The 19,134-nt window shown below is 65.5% G+C and carries 14 protein-coding genes, 1 tRNA gene and 1 pseudogene; 8 read left to right on the top strand and 8 right to left on the bottom strand.

Going from position 1 to position 19,134, the window contains the following annotated elements; all coding sequences use genetic code 11:
• The first annotated feature begins 77 nt into the window (after positions 1-77).
• Together PKKP23_RS08685 and PKKP23_RS08680 are read left to right on the top strand one after the other, a co-directional pair.
• Positions 78-911 (top strand): NAD-dependent epimerase/dehydratase family protein, encoded by an 834-nt coding sequence (locus PKKP23_RS08685; RefSeq protein ID WP_126876606.1) that lies wholly within the window; start codon positions 78-80, stop codon positions 909-911.
• The gene (locus tag PKKP23_RS08680) at positions 908-1,855 is read left to right on the top strand and encodes an SMP-30/gluconolactonase/LRE family protein (RefSeq protein WP_126876605.1); all 948 of its coding nucleotides are present in this window, start codon (positions 908-910) and stop codon (positions 1,853-1,855) included. Before PKKP23_RS08685 ends, PKKP23_RS08680 begins: the two co-directional genes overlap by 4 nt.
• A 42-nt stretch (positions 1,856-1,897) precedes the next feature.
• Here PKKP23_RS08680 and PKKP23_RS08675 read toward each other — a convergent pair whose 3' ends face one another.
• The 4 genes from PKKP23_RS08675 to PKKP23_RS08660 all read right to left on the bottom strand — a co-directional run bounded on the left by PKKP23_RS08675 (position 1,898) and on the right by PKKP23_RS08660 (position 6,041).
• A complete protein-coding gene (locus PKKP23_RS08675; protein ID WP_126876604.1) occupies positions 1,898-3,331 on the bottom strand; it encodes a UbiA family prenyltransferase in 1,434 nt (477 codons plus the stop codon).
• 147 nt (positions 3,332-3,478) lie between these two features.
• Positions 3,479-3,958, bottom strand: a complete 480-nt coding sequence (locus tag PKKP23_RS08670) for a GtrA family protein (RefSeq protein ID WP_126876603.1) — start codon at positions 3,956-3,958, stop codon at positions 3,479-3,481.
• Entirely contained in the window at positions 3,955-4,701 is a 747-nt protein-coding gene (locus PKKP23_RS08665; RefSeq protein ID WP_126876602.1) for an SDR family oxidoreductase, read from the bottom strand. Before PKKP23_RS08665 ends, PKKP23_RS08670 begins: the two co-directional genes overlap by 4 nt.
• A complete protein-coding gene (locus PKKP23_RS08660) occupies positions 4,698-6,041 on the bottom strand; it encodes an FAD-binding protein (protein ID WP_126876601.1) in 1,344 nt (447 codons plus the stop codon). The genes PKKP23_RS08665 and PKKP23_RS08660 overlap by 4 nt, the downstream gene beginning before the upstream one ends.
• A 257-nt stretch (positions 6,042-6,298) precedes the next feature.
• On the opposite strand from PKKP23_RS08660, the gene PKKP23_RS08655 reads away from it, so the two are divergent.
• Complete coding sequence (locus PKKP23_RS08655; protein ID WP_126876600.1) at positions 6,299-7,450, top strand: hypothetical protein; 1,152 nt, start codon at positions 6,299-6,301, stop codon at positions 7,448-7,450.
• A 194-nt stretch (positions 7,451-7,644) separates the two neighbouring features.
• On the opposite strand, the gene PKKP23_RS08650 is transcribed toward PKKP23_RS08655, so the two are convergent.
• The 4 genes from PKKP23_RS08650 to PKKP23_RS08635 form a co-directional block, all read right to left on the bottom strand.
• Positions 7,645-7,719, bottom strand: a tRNA-Val gene (locus tag PKKP23_RS08650).
• A gap of 48 nt (positions 7,720-7,767) precedes the next feature.
• Positions 7,768-8,532, bottom strand: a complete 765-nt coding sequence (dnaQ, locus tag PKKP23_RS08645) for a DNA polymerase III subunit epsilon (protein WP_126876599.1) — start codon at positions 8,530-8,532, stop codon at positions 7,768-7,770.
• A 76-nt stretch (positions 8,533-8,608) separates the two neighbouring features.
• Complete coding sequence (gene rnhA / locus PKKP23_RS08640) at positions 8,609-9,058, bottom strand: ribonuclease HI (RefSeq protein WP_017776169.1); 450 nt, start codon at positions 9,056-9,058, stop codon at positions 8,609-8,611.
• Entirely contained in the window at positions 9,055-9,897 is an 843-nt protein-coding gene (locus PKKP23_RS08635; RefSeq protein WP_026121733.1) for a class I SAM-dependent methyltransferase, read from the bottom strand. The genes rnhA and PKKP23_RS08635 overlap by 4 nt, the downstream gene beginning before the upstream one ends.
• Before the next feature lie 19 nt (positions 9,898-9,916).
• Between PKKP23_RS08635 and gloB the strand changes: the two genes are divergently transcribed.
• From gloB to carB, 5 genes and pseudogenes are all read left to right on the top strand, one after another.
• On the top strand, positions 9,917-10,714 hold the full coding sequence (gene gloB, locus PKKP23_RS08630) for a hydroxyacylglutathione hydrolase (protein WP_126876598.1): 798 nt from the start codon (positions 9,917-9,919) through the stop codon (positions 10,712-10,714).
• A gap of 175 nt (positions 10,715-10,889) precedes the next feature.
• Positions 10,890-12,554 (top strand): transglycosylase SLT domain-containing protein, encoded by a 1,665-nt coding sequence (locus tag PKKP23_RS08625; protein WP_126876597.1) that lies wholly within the window; start codon positions 10,890-10,892, stop codon positions 12,552-12,554.
• A gap of 266 nt (positions 12,555-12,820) precedes the next feature.
• Positions 12,821-14,064 (top strand): annotated as a pseudogene (locus PKKP23_RS08620) (MFS transporter).
• 501 nt (positions 14,065-14,565) lie between these two features.
• On the top strand, positions 14,566-15,732 hold the full coding sequence (gene carA / locus PKKP23_RS08615) for a glutamine-hydrolyzing carbamoyl-phosphate synthase small subunit (RefSeq protein ID WP_017776174.1): 1,167 nt from the start codon (positions 14,566-14,568) through the stop codon (positions 15,730-15,732).
• A 94-nt stretch (positions 15,733-15,826) separates the two neighbouring features.
• Positions 15,827-19,081 carry a carbamoyl-phosphate synthase large subunit gene (gene carB, locus PKKP23_RS08610; RefSeq protein ID WP_126876596.1) on the top strand — a complete coding sequence of 1,085 codons (3,255 nt, stop codon included), beginning with the start codon at positions 15,827-15,829 and terminating at the stop codon, positions 19,079-19,081.
• Positions 19,082-19,134 lie beyond the last annotated feature (53 nt).

Genomic DNA, 19,134 nt, shown 5'->3' with positions numbered 1-19,134 from the left:
CTCTCGCGCCGCCTGCGCCCCGGAGACAGGGCGAGGCCAATCCATTACTCAATCCTCAATCCATCTGGGTGGCATTCATGAGCAACGAATCAGCGGCGCCGCGCAAACCTTTCCGGCGGCTGCTTCTGACCGGCGCGGCCGGCAACCTCGGCAAACAGTTGCGCGGCCCGCTCGCACAATGGGCGGACGCGGTCCGCATCACGGACGTCGCTCCGCTCGAGGCTGTCGCGGCACACGAAGAGGCATCGGTCGTCGACCTGGCCGATCGCGCCGCGGTGGATGCGCTGCTCGAAGGCGTGGACGCGGTGATCCACCTCGGCGGCATTTCGGTGGACGCGCCGTTCGACGACCTGATCGAAGCCAACATCCGCGGCACCTACAACCTCTACGCCGCGGCGCAGCGCCATGGCGTGAAGCGCGTCGTGTTCGCGAGTTCCAATCACGCCATCGGTTTTCATCCGGTGACCGAAGTACTCGACGCCGATTCGCCGCAGCGTCCCGACAGCCTTTACGGCGTGACCAAGTGCTTCGGCGAGGCGCTTTCGCGGTACTACTACGACCGCTTCGGCATTGAAACGGTGTGCCTGCGCATTGGTTCGTCGTTCGAAGAGCCGAAGAATCCGCGCATGCTCGTGACCTTCCTCAGCTATCGCGATTTCGTCGAACTCGTGCGCTGCTCGCTGTTCACGAACCGTGTTGGACACGCGATCGTCTACGGCGTATCGGACAACCCCGCGAAGTGGTGGGACAACACCAAGGTCGGCTTTCTCGGCTTCTGTCCGCAGGACAGCTCGGCGCAGTTTGCAGACCGCTTTCCCGTGAGCGCGCCGACCGCCGCCTACGACGACCCCGCGCAACGCTTCCAGGGCGGCGCGTTCGTGGTGGGCGAGCCGCTGGAGCGTGGCCGGTGAGCGGCGCGGGCCACGTCGAACGCATTGCCGCTGCGGGGCGCATGCAGGTGGGCGAAAGCCCGGTATGGCGCGCACAGGAGAACGCGCTGTACTGGGTCGATATTCCGGCGCAAAAAATCGTGCGGTTGCGCATCGATGACGGCGCGCGGACCGAGTGGCTCTTGCCGGAGCGTGTGGCGTGCATCGCGTTTGCGCGCGGTGGGCGGCTCATCGCGGGGCTGGAGACCGGCATCTTTGCTGTGACGCTGCCGGAGACGGCGGATTCGGCAAACGCGGCGGATTTCACCGCAGCGCCCGGCGCAGCGTGGCGAGCCCAGGTGCGAAGGCTCGCCACGCCCGTTCACGCGGCGCCCGACATGCGCTTCAACGACGGCCGCTGCGATCGCCAGGGGCGCTTCTGGGCCGGGACGATGGTGCAGGACATGTCGCTCGCCAACCCGGCTGGCGCGCTTTATCGATTCGACGCCGAAGGCATGCTGTCGGCACCGGTTGTCGACGGGCTCGTAACGCAGAACGGTCTTGCCTGGTCGCCGGATGGCAGGACCCTGTATTTGTCGGATTCGCATCCTTCCCGGCGGCTCGTCTGGGCATTCGACTTCGATACCGACGCCGGCATTCCGCACAACCGCCGCGTGTTCGCCGACCTGCATCGCTACGCGGGCCGGCCCGACGGTGCGGCGGTCGATGCCGACGGTTGCTACTGGATCTGCGCCAACGACGCGGGCCGTGTTTTGCGCTTCACGCCGGAGGGCGTGCTGGACCGCGAGATCGCGGTGCCCGCCGTGAAGCCTTCGATGTGCGCGTTCGGCGGGAGTGGGCTCGAAACGCTGTTCGTGATGTCGATCCAGCCTGCGAATAGCGCATCCGACGACGACGGCGCCGTGTTCGCGGTGAGACCCGGCGTGGTCGGCTTGCCGGAAACGGAGTACGCGGGCGTGCTGTAAGTCCGCGGGGGCCACGGCGCGGCGTCTTCCTCCCCAGGTTCCTCAGATTGCGAGCAGCATGCTGGCGCCGCACAGTGCGATGACCGCCACGCTTACGCGGTCGCGAAACGCGAACACGATCGGGTCGTCGTGCATCCTGCCGCGAAACGCGAACATCCAGATGCGGCTCACCCAGAACAGCGTGAGCGCAAAGAGCATCCACAGCGCGGGAGGATGGCTGTACAGCAGCCTCTGTTCGGGCGAATTCAGATACAGCGCGAGTACCAGCACCGCGAGATACGCGGAGGCCGTGCCGAACGAACGCAGGATCGACATGTCCTGCGTGATGTAGCCGCGCCCCGCCGCCTCGGCTTTGCCCTCGCGCAGAATCGCATCGAGTTCGACATAGCGCTTGACCATGGCGAGGCTCAGGAAAATCGGCACGCAGAAGAGGATCAGCCAGTGCGACAGCGTGATCCCGGTGGCTGCGCCGCCAGCAATTACGCGCACGGTGTACAGGCAGGCGAGCGTGAATACGTCGACCAGCGCCATGCGCTTCAACGCGATCGAATAAGCGAGCGTGGCCGCGAAGTAGCCGGCCAGCACCGCCGCAAACGGCGCAGGCAGCAACACGGTCAGCCCGCCCGCCGCAGTGGCCAGCACGACAGTCAGCACCACACCCCACGAAAGCGGCAGATTGCCCGAGGCGAACGGCCGGCTGCACTTGCGCACGTGACGGCGGTCGGCGTCGAGATCGAGCATGTCGTTGAGCAGGTAGACCGACGACGCGCACAGGCAGAACGCGGCGAACGCAATGCAGGCGTCGCGCAGCGCGAGCGGGTCGGCGAGCCGATGCGCGGCAAGCAGCGGAACGAACACGAGCACGTTCTTGATCCACTGGTACGGGCGCATCGCCTTGAGCGCGAGCGGCAACCGGTGCCGATTGTCGTCGAAGAAGATAGTCGTTGCGTTGACCTTGCGCGCCGCCGCTTCGATGTGGCGGCTCCCCACCACGATCGCGCGGCGTGCGCGCCGCCATACGGGGATGTCGGCGCGCGCGTCGCCGCAGTAGTCGAAGCCGCCGTCGCCGAATTGCTCGACCAGCACGCGCGCCTTGTTCGAGCCGCGCAGATTGAGCTGTCCTCGCGTCGCGAATACGCCAGTAAAGAGGCCGATGTGCGTGGCCACCTGTTCCGCGAGCGTGCCGTGCGTGGCAGTGCACAGATACAGTTCGCGGCCGCTCGAGCGTTCGCTGCGCAGGTAGGCGAGCAGTTGCGTGTTGTACGGCAGCATGCTTGCGTCCAGCGTCACGCGTTTCGCAATCTGCTCCTTGAGATAGGCGCGTCCGCGCAGCATCCAGACGATGCACAGCAGCAACGCGAGCGGATTCTGCCTTGCGAGCGCGAAGAACGCTTCGAAGAGCAGATCGGTGCGCGCAAGCGTGCCGTCGAGATCGACACACAGCGGCACTGGCGACGCAGCAGGCAGCGTGGCCATGGGTGGTCTCCGCGCCGGTGGCGTGCGACCCGGCAGCAAGCAAAACGGGATCGGGCCGCGCTGCGCGCCGCGCATCGCATGTCCGGACTTTTCGAGGTCATTCTGTCGGTTCGCGCAAAGCGTTTCCGTACGCGAACGCACGCGCAATCAGGCAAACACGAAGCGCTTGTCGAGCCTGTACTTTGCGACGTAACCCGCCACGAGACCGAGCGCGCCGCCCGCCAGCCGCGCCGGCTCCGTGTGGAAGAGTGCCTGCGCGCCGAATTCGAACAGCCAGAAGACGAGCGTCGTGCCGATTCCCATCACCACGTACAAGACGAACGTGCGCGCGCCGTGCGCGGCGTTGCGGTGCTCGTAGCGAAATATCCATGTCTTGTCGAGCAGGTACTTCACGACGAGCCCCATGCCCGTGCCTGCGCAGACGGAAAACGGCACCGCCCATGCGGCGCAGGGCGAGCTGGCTGCCGTGCAGAACAGATCGGCGTCGGCGAGCCAGCCGGCCGCGCCCAGATAAACGCGATATGCAATGGTTTGCACGCCGAGGTTGGCGGCAATCGAAAGTGCGGCGAAGAACGCATACCAGTAGACGATCTGCGCACGCGAGAGCTGAGGCGCAGGGGCGCTCACAGCGACAGCCTCTTGAACACGAACGACGGCAGCAAGCGGATTGCCAGCATGACCTCGGCCCAGAACCACGGCGTATAGAGCGAGTCGCGGCTGCGGCCGATCGCGCGGACGATGTCCGTTGCCACGCGCTGCGGCGATGCGACGAGCGGCGCGGGCAAGGGCAGGCCGGCTGTCATGGGCGTTGCGACGAAGCCGGGCTTGATGGTGAGCACGCGCGCGCCGGACTTGAACAGGCGCGCGCGCAGCCCTTCGCAGAAGGTCGTGACGGCGGCCTTCGCGGCGCCGTACACGTAATTCGAAGGACGGCCACGATCGGCCGCCACGGAGGAAATCACGGCCAGCGTACCGCCGCGCTGCGCCTCGAAACGCTGCGCCAGCAGCGTGAGCAGCGCGATGGTGGACACCGCGTTGGTCATGAACGCATCGACTGCCGCGGAAGGATCGCGTTCGCAGGCAGCCTGGTCGGCGAGCGTACCGTGCGCTACGAGGGCGATATCGATGCGCCCGAGCGCGGCAACGCAGGCCTCGAGCATGGGCGGGTGCAGCGCAAGATCGTTCACGTCGAGCACGTAGGTCTCGACGCGCGCCGCGCCGCGCACACGCAGGTCGTTCGCGACCGAGGCGAGCCGGGCTTCATCGCGGCCAACGAGGAAAAAGCCGACCGGCTGCGCCGCACGCAGCCATTCGCGCGCGCACGCGGCCGCAATGGCCGAAGCGCCGCCGATGATCAGAATGTTCTTCATGATTGTGTCGTCCGTTGCCAGAAGCGGGACATCAAAGCCGGATCGCGCAGGCTTTCCAGGGTTTGCCATGCCGGATAGGCGGCGCGGAAATCCGCACCGCTCATGTGTGCGTCCTTCGCCGGATACAGGCGGCCGCCTGCCTCGCGCACGATTGCATCGAGCCGGTCGAACAGACGCGCGTCGCGCACCGTGCGTTGCGGAAAGTCGAGCGCGAGTGAAATGCCCGGCATCGGAAACGACAGCAGCCCGGGCGAGGGCAACGTGCCGCAGCGCTTGAGCACCGCGAGAAACGAACCGCTGCCATGTGCCGCGATGGCCTCGAGGGCGGCGCGCAGTGCGTCGTGCGCCGCGGCTGTCGGCACGACGAACTGGTATTGCTGGAAACCGTTGCGGCCGTACAGCCGGTTCCAGTCGCGAATGCGATCGAGCGGATAGAAATAGCGCGCGTAATCGACCCAACTGCCGCCTCGAGTTCGAGCGGCCCGGGCGCGCTGCCGATGGTAGTAGAGCGCGTTGAAGGGCTTGAGCGTCACGCGGTTCACAGGCGAGCAGGGCAGTACGAACGGAATGCGCCACAGGCCGCTGCCTTGCGGGCGGATGTCGTGGCCAGCGACAGACGCATCGGCATCCGCGTGATCGGCGGACATATAGATGCCGCGCCCGAGCGCGGCGCCGCGACTCATGCAATCCACCCAGGCCACGCCGTATTCGTGTTGCGCGTCGAGCGCATCGGATAGCGCGAGGAATTCGTCGACGTGCGCGAACGGAACAGTCTCGACATGGAGCAAGCCGGAGCGCACGGGCATCAGTTGCAGTTCGATCCATTCGACGACGCCGGTCAGCCCGAGGCCGCCAATCGTTGCGCGAAAGAGCAGCCCGTGCTCGTCGGCGCTGCATTCGAGCGGCGGCGAAGCGGAACGCAACAGACGAAAACGCCGGACGTGTCGCCCGAACGTGCCCCTGACGTGATGGTTCTTGCCGTGCACGTCGTTGGCGAGCGCGCCGCCGAGCGTGACGAACTGCGTGCCGGGTGTCACCGGCAATATCCAGCCGTGCGCGACGGCGAGCGCCTGCACCTCGCCGAGCGTCACGCCGGCTTGCGCGCGCAGGATGCCGGCTTGCCAGTCGGCAGCGATGAAACGGTCGAGCGAATCCAGCGTGAGCACGTGGCCGCTTGCGGCAAGACAGCTGTCGCCGTAGCTGCGGCCATTGCCGAACGGCAGCGTGGTGCCTGCCTGCGCAGCCAACTGGCGCAACGCGCGCGCGGCTGCATCGGGCCACGCCAACGCGTGACCTGTCTGCGGGATCGCGGGATAGCGGCCCCATGACAATAGCCTCATTGCATGCATCGACAGATCCAGGAGCCAGCCCAAGGCTGCGGCGGTCCGCCGATCGTATGCCGGCCGCCTGCCGCGAACCGTGCGCCAAGGCACACGCGGGCATGGGCGGCTTCGTACGGCAGCACACGGTTGCCGGCGCGCTGCCTGCCTACCATCGTCGGACGGATCCATGTGCGTGCGGTTGCGTCGGCGTCGGCTCCGGCCGCGCGCGCATCTGTCACGACGAGTACGCGCATAGCGATAGAGGGGAGCGAGCCATGAACGTGTCTGCACTGTTACGCGCCGCCACGCGCACGACGATGCTGCTGTGCGTCTACGTCCTCGTTGCCGCGGCATCGTATTGCGGCTTCCTGGCGAAATACGGCTTTCGCGATGGCGACGCCGGCACGTCGCTCGTCGCGATCGTCGACGGCACGGCCGAGCGTCCGTACGTGTATCGGCAACTGCTTCCTGCGGTCGTCAATGTTGCTGCGAAAGCGGTGCCTCACGCCGTCGAGCAGCGCTTCCTCGCGCATCTCGCCACCGAGGCGCCGAAGCACAGCCCGTTGCGCGCGTCGTTTGCCCATGCTGCCGGCTCGGACGCTCCGCCTTACGCGCTGCGCTACTACATGGCATACGGGCTGACGTTCGGCGCGCTCGTTGCCGCCATGCTGATGCTGCGGCGCGTGTGTATGGAGGTGACCGGCAACGAAGCTGCGTCCACCCTCGCGCCGCTTGCGTTCGCGATCGCCATGCCCGCGTCGTTCTATTACGACTTCGTCGAGCTGCTGTTCATGGCGCTCGCCGTCTGGCTGGCGTTGCGCGGCCGCTGGCAGTGGCTGATTCCGCTCACTTTGGTGGCCACCTTCAACAAGGAATCGTTCGCGGTTTTCGTGATCGCGCTGTATCCGCTGGTCCGGCAGACTGTGTCGAGGCGCACTGCGCTTCTCGGCGTGGCAGCGTGCGTTGCGGTGGGCGCGCTCGTCAACGTCGCGGTCAAGCTGCATTACGCGCACAACCCGGGCCAGCCCGCGATCTTCAACCTGTGGCTGAACCTGCATTTCCTGCTGAATCCGCGCAACTATCTGCTGGGCGAGTGGACGTATGGCGTGCTGCTGCCGAAAGGCGTCAACGTGCTGATCCTGGCCGCGCTCGCCTTCACGGTACGCACGGGCTGGCGTGCGCTGCCGCGAGCAGTGCGTCAACACACGCTCATTGCCGCGGCGATCAACGTGCCGCTGTTCGTCGCGCTGGGTTATCAGGACGAGGTGAGGGCGCTCAGCATGCTGTTCGTGCCGGCTACGCTCGTGATGTGCGCGAGTATCGCGGCGTATCTGGCCCGGGCCGGCGCGACGGCCCGCGTGGCAGCTGCGCCGGTGGAGGCCGGGGCAGGCGCGCGTGCGGCGCAGGTGGCTGCCGCATCGGGATGAATGTTGCGAGCGTGGCTGTGCCCGATGAGGTCGAACGCAGGTCGGGTGAGCTGGTAATGCTCTGCTGATGTTGTGCCGCTGATGTTGTATGCGAGGCGGATCCGGTTGCCAGTAAGGAGCCGGAAATGAAAAAGGCCCTCAGACTTTCGCCTGAGGGCCTTTGTTCTTCGGGCTTCCGACACACCCACGAATTCTGGTGGGCGGTACTGGGATCGAACCAGTGACCCCTGCCGTGTGAAGGCAGTGCTCTACCGCTGAGCTAACCGCCCGAAGAGCTGCGCATTATGTCAGACTCCTCTCGCTTCGTAAAGCACTTTTTAAGCAGTCTGCGTATCGACGGTTTTGCCAGCAGCTTCGGCCGTCGCAACGGGCGCCGGTTCGAGCCGCCAGACGCTCGTTCCCTTGACTGCCTTGTCGAGGCCATCGAGCAGCGCCTGGTGTGCGGCGAGTTCCTCGTCGGTCGCAACGATCACGGGCAGGGCCAGCGAACTCGCCTGCCGCAGCGGTGCGCCGGCTTCACCCGCCGCCGCGGCGGTTTCCCCGATCATGTCGATCACGAGGCTTTCCTGGCCGCGTGTCATCGACAGGTAGACCTCCGCGAGCAACTCCGAGTCGAGCAGTGCGCCGTGCAGCGTGCGGTGCGCGTTGCTGATGCCGAAGCGGTCGCAGAGCGCGTCGAGCGAATTGCGCTTGCCCGGGAACATCTGCTTGGCCTGCACGAGCGTATCGATGATTTCGCCGCACTGCTCGCGAAACGACGGCAGTCCGAGCAACGCAAATTCCGCTTCGAGAAAGCCGATGTCGAACGGCGCGTTATGGATGATGATTTCCGCGCCACGCACGAAGTCGAGCAGCGCGTCGGCGATTTCGGCGAATTTGGGCTTGTCGCTCAGAAATTCGGTGGTGAGGCCGTGTACAGCGAGCGCGCCCGGGTCGCTATCGCGTTCCGGATTCACATAGAAGTGCAGGTTATTGCCGGTCAGCCGGCGGTTCACCAGTTCCACGCAGCCAATTTCGATGATGCGGTCGCCGGAACGCGCGTTGAGGCCGGTGGTTTCGGTATCGAGAATGATCTGGCGCATGTTGAGCGGTTCTACGTTGAGGTGTTGCGGGAAACGGCTTTAGCCGCTTGCCTGAGCGGTGGCTGTGAGGCCGGCTTCACGTGGGCGCGAGCGCGGCGACGCCGCGGTTGGCGAGCGCGTCGGCGCGCTCGTTCTCCGGATGGCCGGCGTGGCCCTTGACCCAGCGCCATTCGATCTCGTGGCGCCCGACGGCCGCATCCAGCCGCTTCCACAAATCGTCGTTCTTCACGGGCGTTTTCGCCGCGGTCATCCAGTTCTTTTTCTTCCAGCCGTGAATCCACTCGCTGATGCCTTTCTGCACGTATTGCGAATCGGTATGCACGACTACGCGGCAGGGGCGCTTGAGCGCGTCCAGCGCGGCGATCACGGCCATCAGTTCCATGCGGTTGTTGGTGGTCTGCGCCTCGCCGCCGAACAGTTCTTTTTCCTGCGTGCCGAAGCGCAGCAGCGCGCCCCAGCCGCCCGGACCGGGATTGCCCTTGCAGGCGCCGTCCGTGAATATTTCGACGAAGTCGGGAGAAGTCATGGGTTCCTGTTGCGTGGATGAGGGGTGGCGGCCGGCGCGAGGCCGGCGGCCAGCACCGGCTTTTTCACCTTCACGGGCCCGACGAGGCGCATGCCGCGCACGCGCTTGATCGCCGTGACCATGTAGACGGCGCCGAAGATGGGCCACCAGCGGTCGCCTGCGCTTTCCATGAAGGCGTAGCGCGCCAGCCACTGGTCGGTGGCAAGCGGCGGACGATAGCAGCCGAAGCGCCCGCGTTCAAGTTCGAAGCCGAGCAGCTTGATCCAGTCCTTGAGACGCGTGAACGCGATGAGGTCGTGCTCGCCAGGCAGGAACGGGCGCCCCGCCACCTTGCCCACCGACTGGCGGGCGCCCCACAGGCTGAGCGAATTGAAGCCGAGAATCACCAGTTGCCCTTCAGGCATGAGCACGCGCTCGGCCTCGCGCAGCAGCCGGTGGGGGTCGCTCGTGAACTCGAGCGTGTGCGGCATCACGATGAGGTCGACGCTTTGCGTCTCGAGCGGCAGGTCCAGCAGGTCGCACCACACCACGCTGCGGCCCTCGGGGGCATGACGCGGCGCGGGTGCCGGCCAGACAGGTGCAACCGGCCCGGCGATGCCGGCCTCGCGCGGCAGGGTGTAGGGGGCGCTCGCGACGCTTTGGGCGTCGAGCAGCAGGCCCCGGCATGGCATGCGGTTCTCGCGCAGTCCGTCGAGTTGCGGCAGGCCGAGTTGCAGTGCGTGATAGCCGAAGACGTCCGACACCACGCGGTCCAGCTGCTCCTGTTCCCAGTCCAGCACGTAGCGGCCGGGCGGCGAGGCGATCCAGGCGGGCCAGTCTATAATCGGTCGGTCAGACATATTGAAGAATGCGTCGCCCATGAATGCGCTTGCGTACGAATACGTACCCGTCCCGGCGTTTGAAGACAACTACGTCTGGGTCGTGTCAGACGGCCGCGATGCGATCGCCGTCGATCCGGGCGAAGCCGGCCCGGTGCGCGCGTATCTGGCGAAGCGGGGCTGGCGGCTCGCCGCTATTTTACTCACGCACCATCACAACGACCACGTCGGCGGAGTGGCCGATCTGCTGAAAGGCGAGGCGCTGCCCGTCTACGGTCCGGCAGCCGAGCAGATTCCCTGCGTCACGCATCCGCTTGCGGGCGGCGACCACATCCGCATCGCCCAGCCGGCGCTCGAATTTTCCGTGATTGACGTGCCCGGCCACACGCGTGGCCATATCGCGTACTTCCAGGCGGCCGACCCGCTCGGCACGCCGCACGTGTTTTGCGGCGACACGCTCTTCGCCTGCGGCTGCGGCCGGCTTTTCGAGGGCACGCCGGCGCAGATGCTGACGTCGCTCGACGCGCTCGCGGCGCTCCCCGGCGCGACCCAGGTGCATTGCGCACACGAATACACGCTTTCGAACATCCGTTTTGCGCTGGCGTGCGAGCCGGCCAATAGAGACCTTGCCGCGTGGCGCGATGAGGCCATCGCCCGGCGCGAGCGAAACGAGCCCACGCTGCCCACCACGATCGCACACGAGCGCGCCGTGAATCCGTTCCTGCGTGCCGGCGACCCGACAGTCCAAGCCACGCTTGCGCAGTCGCTCCACGAAACGGTGCCGGACCGCCTCGCGGCGTTCACGCTCATGCGGGAGTGGAAAAATCGCTTCCGCTGAAGCGCTGTCAACGCGCTTTCCGGCCGTTGTAAATCGCGGCGATCTTCATCCCATCACTATGGAAAATTGGCCAAGCATCGGATTTAGCTGGGTTTTTCCCGTTATTTCCAATTGACGGAAACGCTTGGCTTCCCGTACCATCGGCTCCAAATTCCAGCCTTGTGGAAGCCGATTCATGCGATTTATCTTCAGTGCGCTAGTGGTCCTCATGCTCGCCGCGTGCGCGAGCCAGGGACCGACTGCGAGTCAATCCGCCTCACCCGATCCCAATACCCAGCAAGTTGTAGCCGACACCCTCCGCAAGACTGCCTCCGCCAAAGAAACCATCGACGTCGACAACGGTTCCGTCGATCAGCTCACCAGCGCCGATACCGATCTGTGGGCGCGCATCCGCCGCGGTTTCCAGATGCCCGACCTGCAGAGCGACCTGGTCGACATGCAGGTCAACTGGTATGCGCAGCGCCCCGCCTACGTGGCCCGCATGACCGAGCGGTCGCAGAAGTACCTCTATCACATCGTCGAAGAGCTCGAGGCGCGGCACATGCCCACCGAGCTCGCGCTGCTGCCGTTCATCGAATCCGCGTACAACCCGCAGGCCCTTTCGGTCGCGAAGGCGGCGGGCATGTGGCAGTTCGTCCCGGGCACGGGCCGCACCTACAACCTCAAACAGAACATGTGGCAGGACGAGCGCCGCGACGTGCTTGCGTCGACGAGCGCCGCGCTCGACTATCTGTCGCGCCTGCATGACATGTTCGGCGACTGGTATCTCGCGCTCGCGGCGTACAACTGGGGCGAAGGCAATGTGCAGCGCGCCATTGCGCGCAACCAGGCGGCGGGGCTGCCCACGGACTACCAGAGCCTGCGCATGCCGAACGAGACGCGCAACTACGTGCCGAAGCTGCAGGCCGTCAAAAACATCGTGACGAACCCGCAGCAGTACGGGCTCGCGCTGCCCTCCATCCCGAATCACCCGTACTTCGTGACGGTCACGACTTCCCACGACATGGACGTCGACGTGGCCGCGAAGCTGGCGAACATGTCCACGGACGAATTCCGCTCGCTTAATCCGTCGTTCAAGAAGCCGGTCATCCTCGGTGCGACGCAGCCGCAGATCCTGCTGCCGTTCGACAACGCGAGCGCGTTCGAGCACAACCTGAAGGCCTACAAGGGCCAGCTCTCGTCGTGGACCACGTACACGGTGACCGAACGCGCGCGCCCTGTGGCACTCGCCGAGAAGATCGGCGTGGACGCGGACACGCTCATGTCGGTCAACAAGATTCCGGCGGGCATGCGTCTGAAACCGGGCTCTACGCTCGTGGTGCCGCGCAGCGGCGGTGACGACGACGAAGACATCAGCGCCGACGTTGCCGAAAGCGCCGTGCTGGCAATGGAGCCCGACGTACCCGACACCCGCAAGATGCTGATCCGCGTGCGCCGCAAGCAGTCGATGGCCGCCGTGGCGAGCCGCTACGGTGTTTCCGTCAGTCAGTTGCAGGCGTGGAACCGTACGCACCGGACGCTCGTTGGCCCGGGGCAGGTGCTCGTGTTGCACGTGCCGGTCGGCAAGTCGATGCCGAGCGAGCCGGGCCCCGAAAAGCTCGCGACCACTGTGCAGGGCGGCGGCGTGGAGAAGGTCAGCGCAAGCGTTCCGGACAAGCCTGCCGGTTCGCGCTACGATAAGAAGCACGGTCACGCTCGCACCGGCGTCGTCAAGGTTTCGGCGGCTGCGAAGAAGACGCCGGCTGCATCGACGAAGGCGCCTGCAAGCGTGTCCAGCAAGGCATCGAAGTCTGCGGCAAGCCGCCCGAAGACCGCAGGCGAAGCGCGCAAGCGCAAGTAAAACAAGCGGCCCGCCTGGGGTGACCACATGCGTTGCGGGGGCAGCGCATGAAACGCGCTCCGATCACACCTGGTATTTTCATGCGCCGTCACCTTGCGTGACGGCGTTTTCATTTCTGCTGCAGCCGTTCCCGTCGCCGCGCGATGCTGATTCGGTGGGGCGTGGCGTCGAATCCGCGTCCGGCAGGCGCGGCCGCTTTCCAGTATCGTTCCGGTTTCTCGCCGGCCGATGCGCCGGCGCTTACACAGCGCTCGTCCGACGTTCCAATGTCCTCTACCCAGTTGCGTGTGTTCGTGCTGTTTTCCGCGGGGTATTTCGTCTCGTACGTGTTCCGTGGCGTCAATCTCGGCTTCGCGCCGTTGATCACTCATGAACTCGGACTTTCCGCAGCCGATCTTGGCCTTCTCACCAGTCTCTACTTTCTCGGCTTCGCGGGTGCCCAGATTCCGGCAGGCGTGCTGCTCGATCACTACGGCGCGCGCCGCGTAACGGCGGGGATGCTCCTCTTTGCTGCGGCCGGCGTATGGGCCTTCGGCGCGGCTCATGGCGTGGCCGGGATGATGGCAGGGCGGCTGCTGATCGGTGTGGGCGTTTCCGTATGTCTCGGCGCGGCGTTCAAGGCGCTTGCGCAGCATTACCCGCAGGCGCGGTTGCCGCTCATGAACGGGCTCGTGATGGCGGTCGGCGGGCTGGGCGGCGTTGCAGTCGGATCGCCGCTGACCTGGCTATTGACGTTTGCGGGCTGGCGTACGGTGTGCGTTGGCTTGGGCGTGCTTACGGTGGCCGTGTCTGCCGCGCTCTGGCTCGGCGCACCGGAGTCGCGCGACTCGCAGCATCGCCAGGGCGGGCTCGTGAGTCAGTTCAAGGGCACGTGGCACATCATGCGCAGCGCGGCGTTCTGGAGGATGGCGTCGTTCTCCGTCGTCACGCAGGGGTCTTTTACGCCATGCAGTCGCTGTGGGTCGGTGCCTGGCTGCGCGATGTCGCGGGCTTCGCCGGGCCGGCCGCGGCCGCGCTCGTATCGGTGTTGGGCTTCGCGATGATGGCGGGTTGCGTGGGCTTTGGCGCGGCGGCCCGCGGCCTCGAGCGCCAGGGCATTTCTTTGTACGCGTTCTGCGGCATCGGCATGGCGCTGTTCGCCGTCACCCAGGTGCTGATCGTGTGCGGCGCGCCGCTGCCCGCCGGCTTCCTGCGGGCGGCTTACGGCTTCTTCGGCGGCACCGGCATCCTGAGTTACGCGGCGATGGCGCGACATTTCCCGGCGCATTTGATCGGACGCGTTAATACGACGCTCACCCTCGTTATCTTTCTGCTGATCTTCGGTTTCCAGATCGGCGTGGGCGCTGTGTTGTCGCACTGGCCCGAAATGGACGGACATTATCCGCGCGCGGCGCATCTCACCGCCTGGGGCATCCTGATTGCGCTGCAACTCGCAAGTGCGGTGTGGTACGTACTGCCAGGTCCGGCGATGGTGGAATCGGCCGCGCTTTCGGCCGAGCGGCAGCTCTGAGCGACTCGAACCTGAAATGGGCTGGAGAACCGGATTGGCGCCCTCGTCCGGTGTCCCGCAATCACGATGTCGAGCCTTGCCGTGCACGAACGACTGGGGGCTCATCGGCTGCCCGTGGGGCCGGGTGGACTATAGTGAATACGGTCAGCGAACCGCCGCGGTTCTGGCCCTAACGTCCCGGGATTTGAAGATAACGTCGCTTTCAGGCTATAATTCGAAAGTTTCAGCTTATCAACCCGCACCCTAGCGCCTACCTCCTCCAAACCGTTCATCCGCCGCGCGTCGGCGTGCATTCGCACGCAATATGTACGCAACAGGCAGCGGAAGGCGCGCCGCAGCTCCCGTCCGGTCCGCTCGTTGAGAGCCGCGACCGTCCGCCGCGAGCGCGACGCCTGCCGCCAGCCGCGACGGGCTCTCGCGCGCATCGAACGATGCCGCTGCCTCAGCCCGTACGGTCGGATCAACAGGTCGGCAACAGGGTGTTCCCCCAAGGAGTCTCCCGTGTTGCCGTCTTTTTCTCCTGCTCTGCTCGCGCTTGCCGACGGCACGGTCTTTCGTGGTTACTCGATCGGCGCGCCGGGCCATACCATCGGCGAAGTCGTGTTCAACACGGCCATGACGGGCTATCAGGAAATCCTGACCGACCCGAGCTACGCCCGCCAGATCGTCACCCTCACGTATCCGCATATCGGCAACGTCGGCGTCAACGCTGAAGACGTCGAAGCCACGAAAGTCCATGCCGCCGGTCTCATCATTCGCGACCTGCCGGGGCTCGCGTCGAACTTCCGCATGGAGCGTTCGCTCTCCGACTACCTGCGCGACGAAAACGTGGTGGCGATTGCGGGCATCGACACGCGCAAGCTCACGCGCATTCTGCGTGACAAGGGCGCGCAAAACGGCGCGATCGTAGCGGGCTCGGCAGACGAAGCTCAGGCCATCGAACTGGCGCGCTCGTTTCCCGGCCTTGCCGGCATGGACCTCGCGAAGGTGGTCTCGACGCAGCGCGAGTACGTCTGGACGACGACCGAATGGCAACTGGGCGAAGGCTACGGCGTGCAGAACGAGCCGAAGTACCGCGTGGTCGCCTTCGACTACGGCGTGAAGCACAACATCCTGCGCATGCTCGCGCAGCGCGGCTGCCACGTCACGGTGCTGCCCGCCCAGGCGAGCGCGGCCGACGCGCTCGCGCTCAATCCGGACGGCATCTTCCTCTCGAACGGCCCCGGCGACCCGGAACCGTGCGACTACGCCATCGCGGCCACGAAGGAATTCATCGCGCGCGGCATCCCGACGTTCGGCATCTGCCTTGGCCACCAGATCATGGGGCTCGCCGTCGGCGCAAAGACGATGAAGATGAAGACCGGCCACCACGGCGCGAACCACCCGGTGAAGGATCTTGCGGACGGCCGCGTCGTGATCACGTCGCAGAACCATGGCTTCGCGGTGGATGCCGACACGCTGCCCGCCAACGCGCGCGTGACGCACGTGTCGCTGTTCGACGGCACGCTGCAGGGCTTCGCGCTGACCGACAAACCGGCGTTCTGCTTCCAGGGCCACCCGGAAGCGTCGCCGGGGCCGCACGACATCGGCTATCTGTTCGACCGGTTCACGGCGTTGATGGATGCCGCCCGCAACACCGGCGCGACGGGTCGCACGGCTGCTGCCTGAAGAGCCGGCACGAAGGACGCAGCGCCGGCGGCGTACCCTGCCGCCCGAGCGCGCGAGCAAGCAAGGAACACAGGAATACATCTACGAGAGCGTTATGCCCAAGCGGACAGACATCAAGAGCATCCTCATCATCGGCGCCGGTCCGATCATCATCGGCCAGGCGTGCGAGTTCGATTATTCGGGCGCGCAGGCGTGCAAGGCGTTGCGGGAGGAGGGCTACAAGGTCATTCTCGTCAACAGCAATCCGGCGACGATCATGACCGACCCGAACACGGCCGACGTCACCTACATCGAGCCGATCACGTGGGAAGTGGTGGAGCGCATCATCGCGAAAGAGCGCCCTGACGCGATCCTGCCGACGATGGGCGGCCAGACCGCGCTCAACTGCGCGCTCGACCTGTTCCGCGAAGGCGTGCTGGCGAAGTACGACGTCGAGCTGATCGGCGCCTCGCCGGAAGCCATCGACAAGGCCGAAGACCGCCAGAAGTTCAAAGATGCGATGACGAAGATCGGCCTTGGCTCGGCGAAGTCCGGCACGGCGCACTCGATGGAAGAGGCGCTCAAGGTGCACGCGGAAATTGCGCAGGCCACCGGTACGGGCGGTTATCCGATCGTGATTCGTCCTTCGTTCACGCTGGGCGGCTCGGGCGGCGGCATTGCGTACAACCGAGAAGAGTTCGAGGAAATCTGCAAGCGCGGGCTCGACCTCTCGCCTACGCGTGAGCTCTTGATCGAAGAATCGCTGCTGGGCTGGAAAGAGTACGAGATGGAAGTGGTCCGCGACAGGAAGGACAACTGCATCATCGTGTGCTCGATCGAGAACCTGGACCCGATGGGCATCCACACCGGCGACTCGATTACGGTCGCGCCGGCACAGACGCTCACCGACAAGGAATACCAGATCCTGCGCGATGCCTCGCTCGCCGTATTGCGAGAGATTGGCGTGGATACGGGCGGCTCGAACGTGCAGTTCTCGATCAACCCGCAGAACGGCCGCATGATCGTGATCGAGATGAACCCGCGCGTGTCGCGTTCGTCGGCGCTTGCCTCGAAGGCAACGGGCTTTCCCATCGCGAAGGTCGCGGCGAAGCTCGCCGTGGGCTACACGCTCGACGAACTCAAGAACGAGATCACGGGCGGTCAGACGCCGGCGTCGTTCGAACCGACCATCGACTATGTGGTCACCAAGATTCCGCGCTTCGCGTTCGAGAAGTTCCGCGAAGCCGACCCGCGCTTGACGACGCAGATGAAGTCCGTGGGTGAGGTGATGGCGATCGGTCGCACGTTCCAGGAGTCGTTCCAGAAGGCGCTGCGCGGCCTCGAAGTGGGCGTGGACGGTCTCGACGAAAAGACCACGAACCGCGACGAAGTGATCCGCCAGATCGGCGAGGCCGGTCCGGATCGCATCTGGTACGTGGGCGACGCGTTCCGCCTCGGCATGACGCGCGAGGAAGTCTTCGAGGAAACGTCGATCGACCCGTGGTTCCTCGCGCAGATCGAACAGATCGTGCTCAAGGAGAAGGCGCTCGCCGGCCGCACGCTCGCAAGCCTTTCGAAGGAAGAGCTGTACTTCCTCAAGCAGAGCGGCTTCTCGGACCGGCGTCTCGCGAAACTGCTGGGCGCGACGCAGACCGACGTGCGCCGCCGCCGTATCGAACTCAACGTGCGCCCCGTGTACAAGCGCGTGGACACGTGCGCGGCCGAGTTCGCCACGAAAACCGCGTACATGTACTCGACCTACGAGGAAGAGTGCGAAGCGCAGCCCACCGACAAGAAGAAGATCATGGTGCTGGGCGGTGGCCCGAATCGGATCGGCCAGGGCATCGAGTTCGACTATTGCTGCGTGCATGCCGCGCTCGCGATGCGCGAAGACGGCTACGAAACGATCATGGTCAACTGCAACCCCGAGACCGTTTCCACCGACTACGACACGTCCGACCGTCTGTACTTCGAGCCGCTCACGCTCGAAGACGTGCTCGAAATCGTCGACAAGGAAAAGCCGCTCGGCGTGATCGTGCAGTACGGCGGCCAGACGCCGCTCAAGCTCGCACTCGATCTGGAGGCGAACGGGGTGCCCATCGTCGGCACGTCGCCTGACATGATCGACGCCGCGGAAGACCGCGAGCGTTTCCAGAAGCTGCTGCAGGACCTGAACCTGCGTCAGCCGCCCAACCGCACCGCGCGTACCGAAGAGGAGGCGCTCAAGCTGGCGGACGAGATCGGCTATCCGCTCGTCGTGCGTCCGTCGTATGTGCTGGGCGGGCGCGCGATGGAAATCGTCCACGAGCCGCGCGACCTCGAACGCTACATGCGCGAGGCCGTGAAGGTCTCGAACGACTCGCCGGTGCTGCTCGACCGCTTCCTCAACGACGCCATCGAGTGCGACGTGGATTGCATCTCAGACGGCGAAGCGGTGTTCATTGGCGGCGTGATGGAACACATCGAGCAGGCCGGCGTGCACTCGGGTGACTCGGCGTGCTCGCTACCGCCGTATTCGCTCTCGCAGGAAACGGTTGCCGAACTGAAGCGCCAGACGGCCGCGATGGCGAAGGCGCTCAACGTGGTGGGCCTGATGAACGTGCAGTTCGCCATCCAGCAGGTTCCGCAGGACGACGGCTCGAAGCGTGACGTGATCTACGTGCTCGAAGTGAACCCGCGCGCCTCGCGTACGGTGCCGTACGTCTCGAAGGCGACCAGCCTGCCGCTCGCGAAGATCGCGGCGCGCGCGATGGTTGGCCAGACACTCGCGGAGCAGGGCGTGACGCGCGAAGTGGTGCCGCCTTACTTCAGCGTCAAGGAAGCGGTGTTCCCGTTCGTCAAGTTCCCCACCGTCGACCCGGTGCTTGGACCGGAAATGCGTTCGACCGGCGAAGTGATGGGCGTGGGCAAGACCTTTGGCGAGGCGCTTTTCAAGTCGCAGCTCGCCGCGGGCTCGCGCCTGCCCGAGTCGGGCACGGTGTTGCTTACGGTGATGGACGCCGACAAACCGAAGGCAGTGGAAGTCGCCCGCATGCTGCACGAACTCGGCTATCCGATCGTCGCGACGCGCGGCACGGCCGCGGCCATTCAGGCCGCCGGCGTGCCGGTGAAGGTGGTGAACAAGGTGAAGGACGGCCGTCCGCACATCGTCGACATGATCAAGAACGGCGAGATCGCACTCGTCTTCACGACGGTCGACGAGACGCGATCGGCGATTGCGGACTCGCGTTCCATCCGCATGAGCGCCCAGGCAAACAAGGTCACGTACTACACGACCATGTCGGGTGCGCGTGCCGCGGTGGAGGGTCTGCGGTACCTGAAGAACCTGGAAGTCTATGATTTACAAGGACTCCATGCTCGCCTAAACTAAGGCTTCGATCACCAGTCCAATTCGTAACTGCCGCGGTTAGGCGGCGTCCCGAA

Origin of the sequence: Paraburkholderia kururiensis JCM 10599 = LMG 19447, from assembly GCF_003986935.1 — a bacterium.
GTDB lineage: Bacteria > Pseudomonadota > Gammaproteobacteria > Burkholderiales > Burkholderiaceae > Paraburkholderia > Paraburkholderia kururiensis.
Note: the sequence above shows the minus strand (reverse complement) of the source record. Positions and strands in the feature narration are given on the sequence as shown.

Excerpts from the sequence above, each read along its gene's own strand:
- PKKP23_RS08685 (WP_126876606.1), top strand. The coding sequence starts at position 78 with ATGAGCAACGAATCAGCGGCGCCGCGCAAACCTTTCCGGCGGCTGCTT.
- PKKP23_RS08675 (WP_126876604.1), bottom strand. The coding sequence starts at position 3,331 with ATGGCCACGCTGCCTGCTGCGTCGCCAGTGCCGCTGTGTGTCGATCTC.
- rnhA (WP_017776169.1), bottom strand. The coding sequence starts at position 9,058 with ATGACTTCTCCCGACTTCGTCGAAATATTCACGGACGGCGCCTGCAAG.
- PKKP23_RS08625 (WP_126876597.1), top strand. The coding sequence starts at position 10,890 with ATGCGATTTATCTTCAGTGCGCTAGTGGTCCTCATGCTCGCCGCGTGC.
- carB (WP_126876596.1), top strand. The coding sequence starts at position 15,827 with ATGCCCAAGCGGACAGACATCAAGAGCATCCTCATCATCGGCGCCGGT.
- gloB (WP_126876598.1), top strand. The coding sequence starts at position 9,917 with ATGAATGCGCTTGCGTACGAATACGTACCCGTCCCGGCGTTTGAAGAC.
- dnaQ (WP_126876599.1), bottom strand. The coding sequence starts at position 8,532 with ATGCGCCAGATCATTCTCGATACCGAAACCACCGGCCTCAACGCGCGT.
- PKKP23_RS08635 (WP_026121733.1), bottom strand. The coding sequence starts at position 9,897 with ATGTCTGACCGACCGATTATAGACTGGCCCGCCTGGATCGCCTCGCCG.
- PKKP23_RS08660 (WP_126876601.1), bottom strand. The coding sequence starts at position 6,041 with ATGAGGCTATTGTCATGGGGCCGCTATCCCGCGATCCCGCAGACAGGT.
- PKKP23_RS08655 (WP_126876600.1), top strand. The coding sequence starts at position 6,299 with ATGAACGTGTCTGCACTGTTACGCGCCGCCACGCGCACGACGATGCTG.
- PKKP23_RS08665 (WP_126876602.1), bottom strand. The coding sequence starts at position 4,701 with ATGAAGAACATTCTGATCATCGGCGGCGCTTCGGCCATTGCGGCCGCG.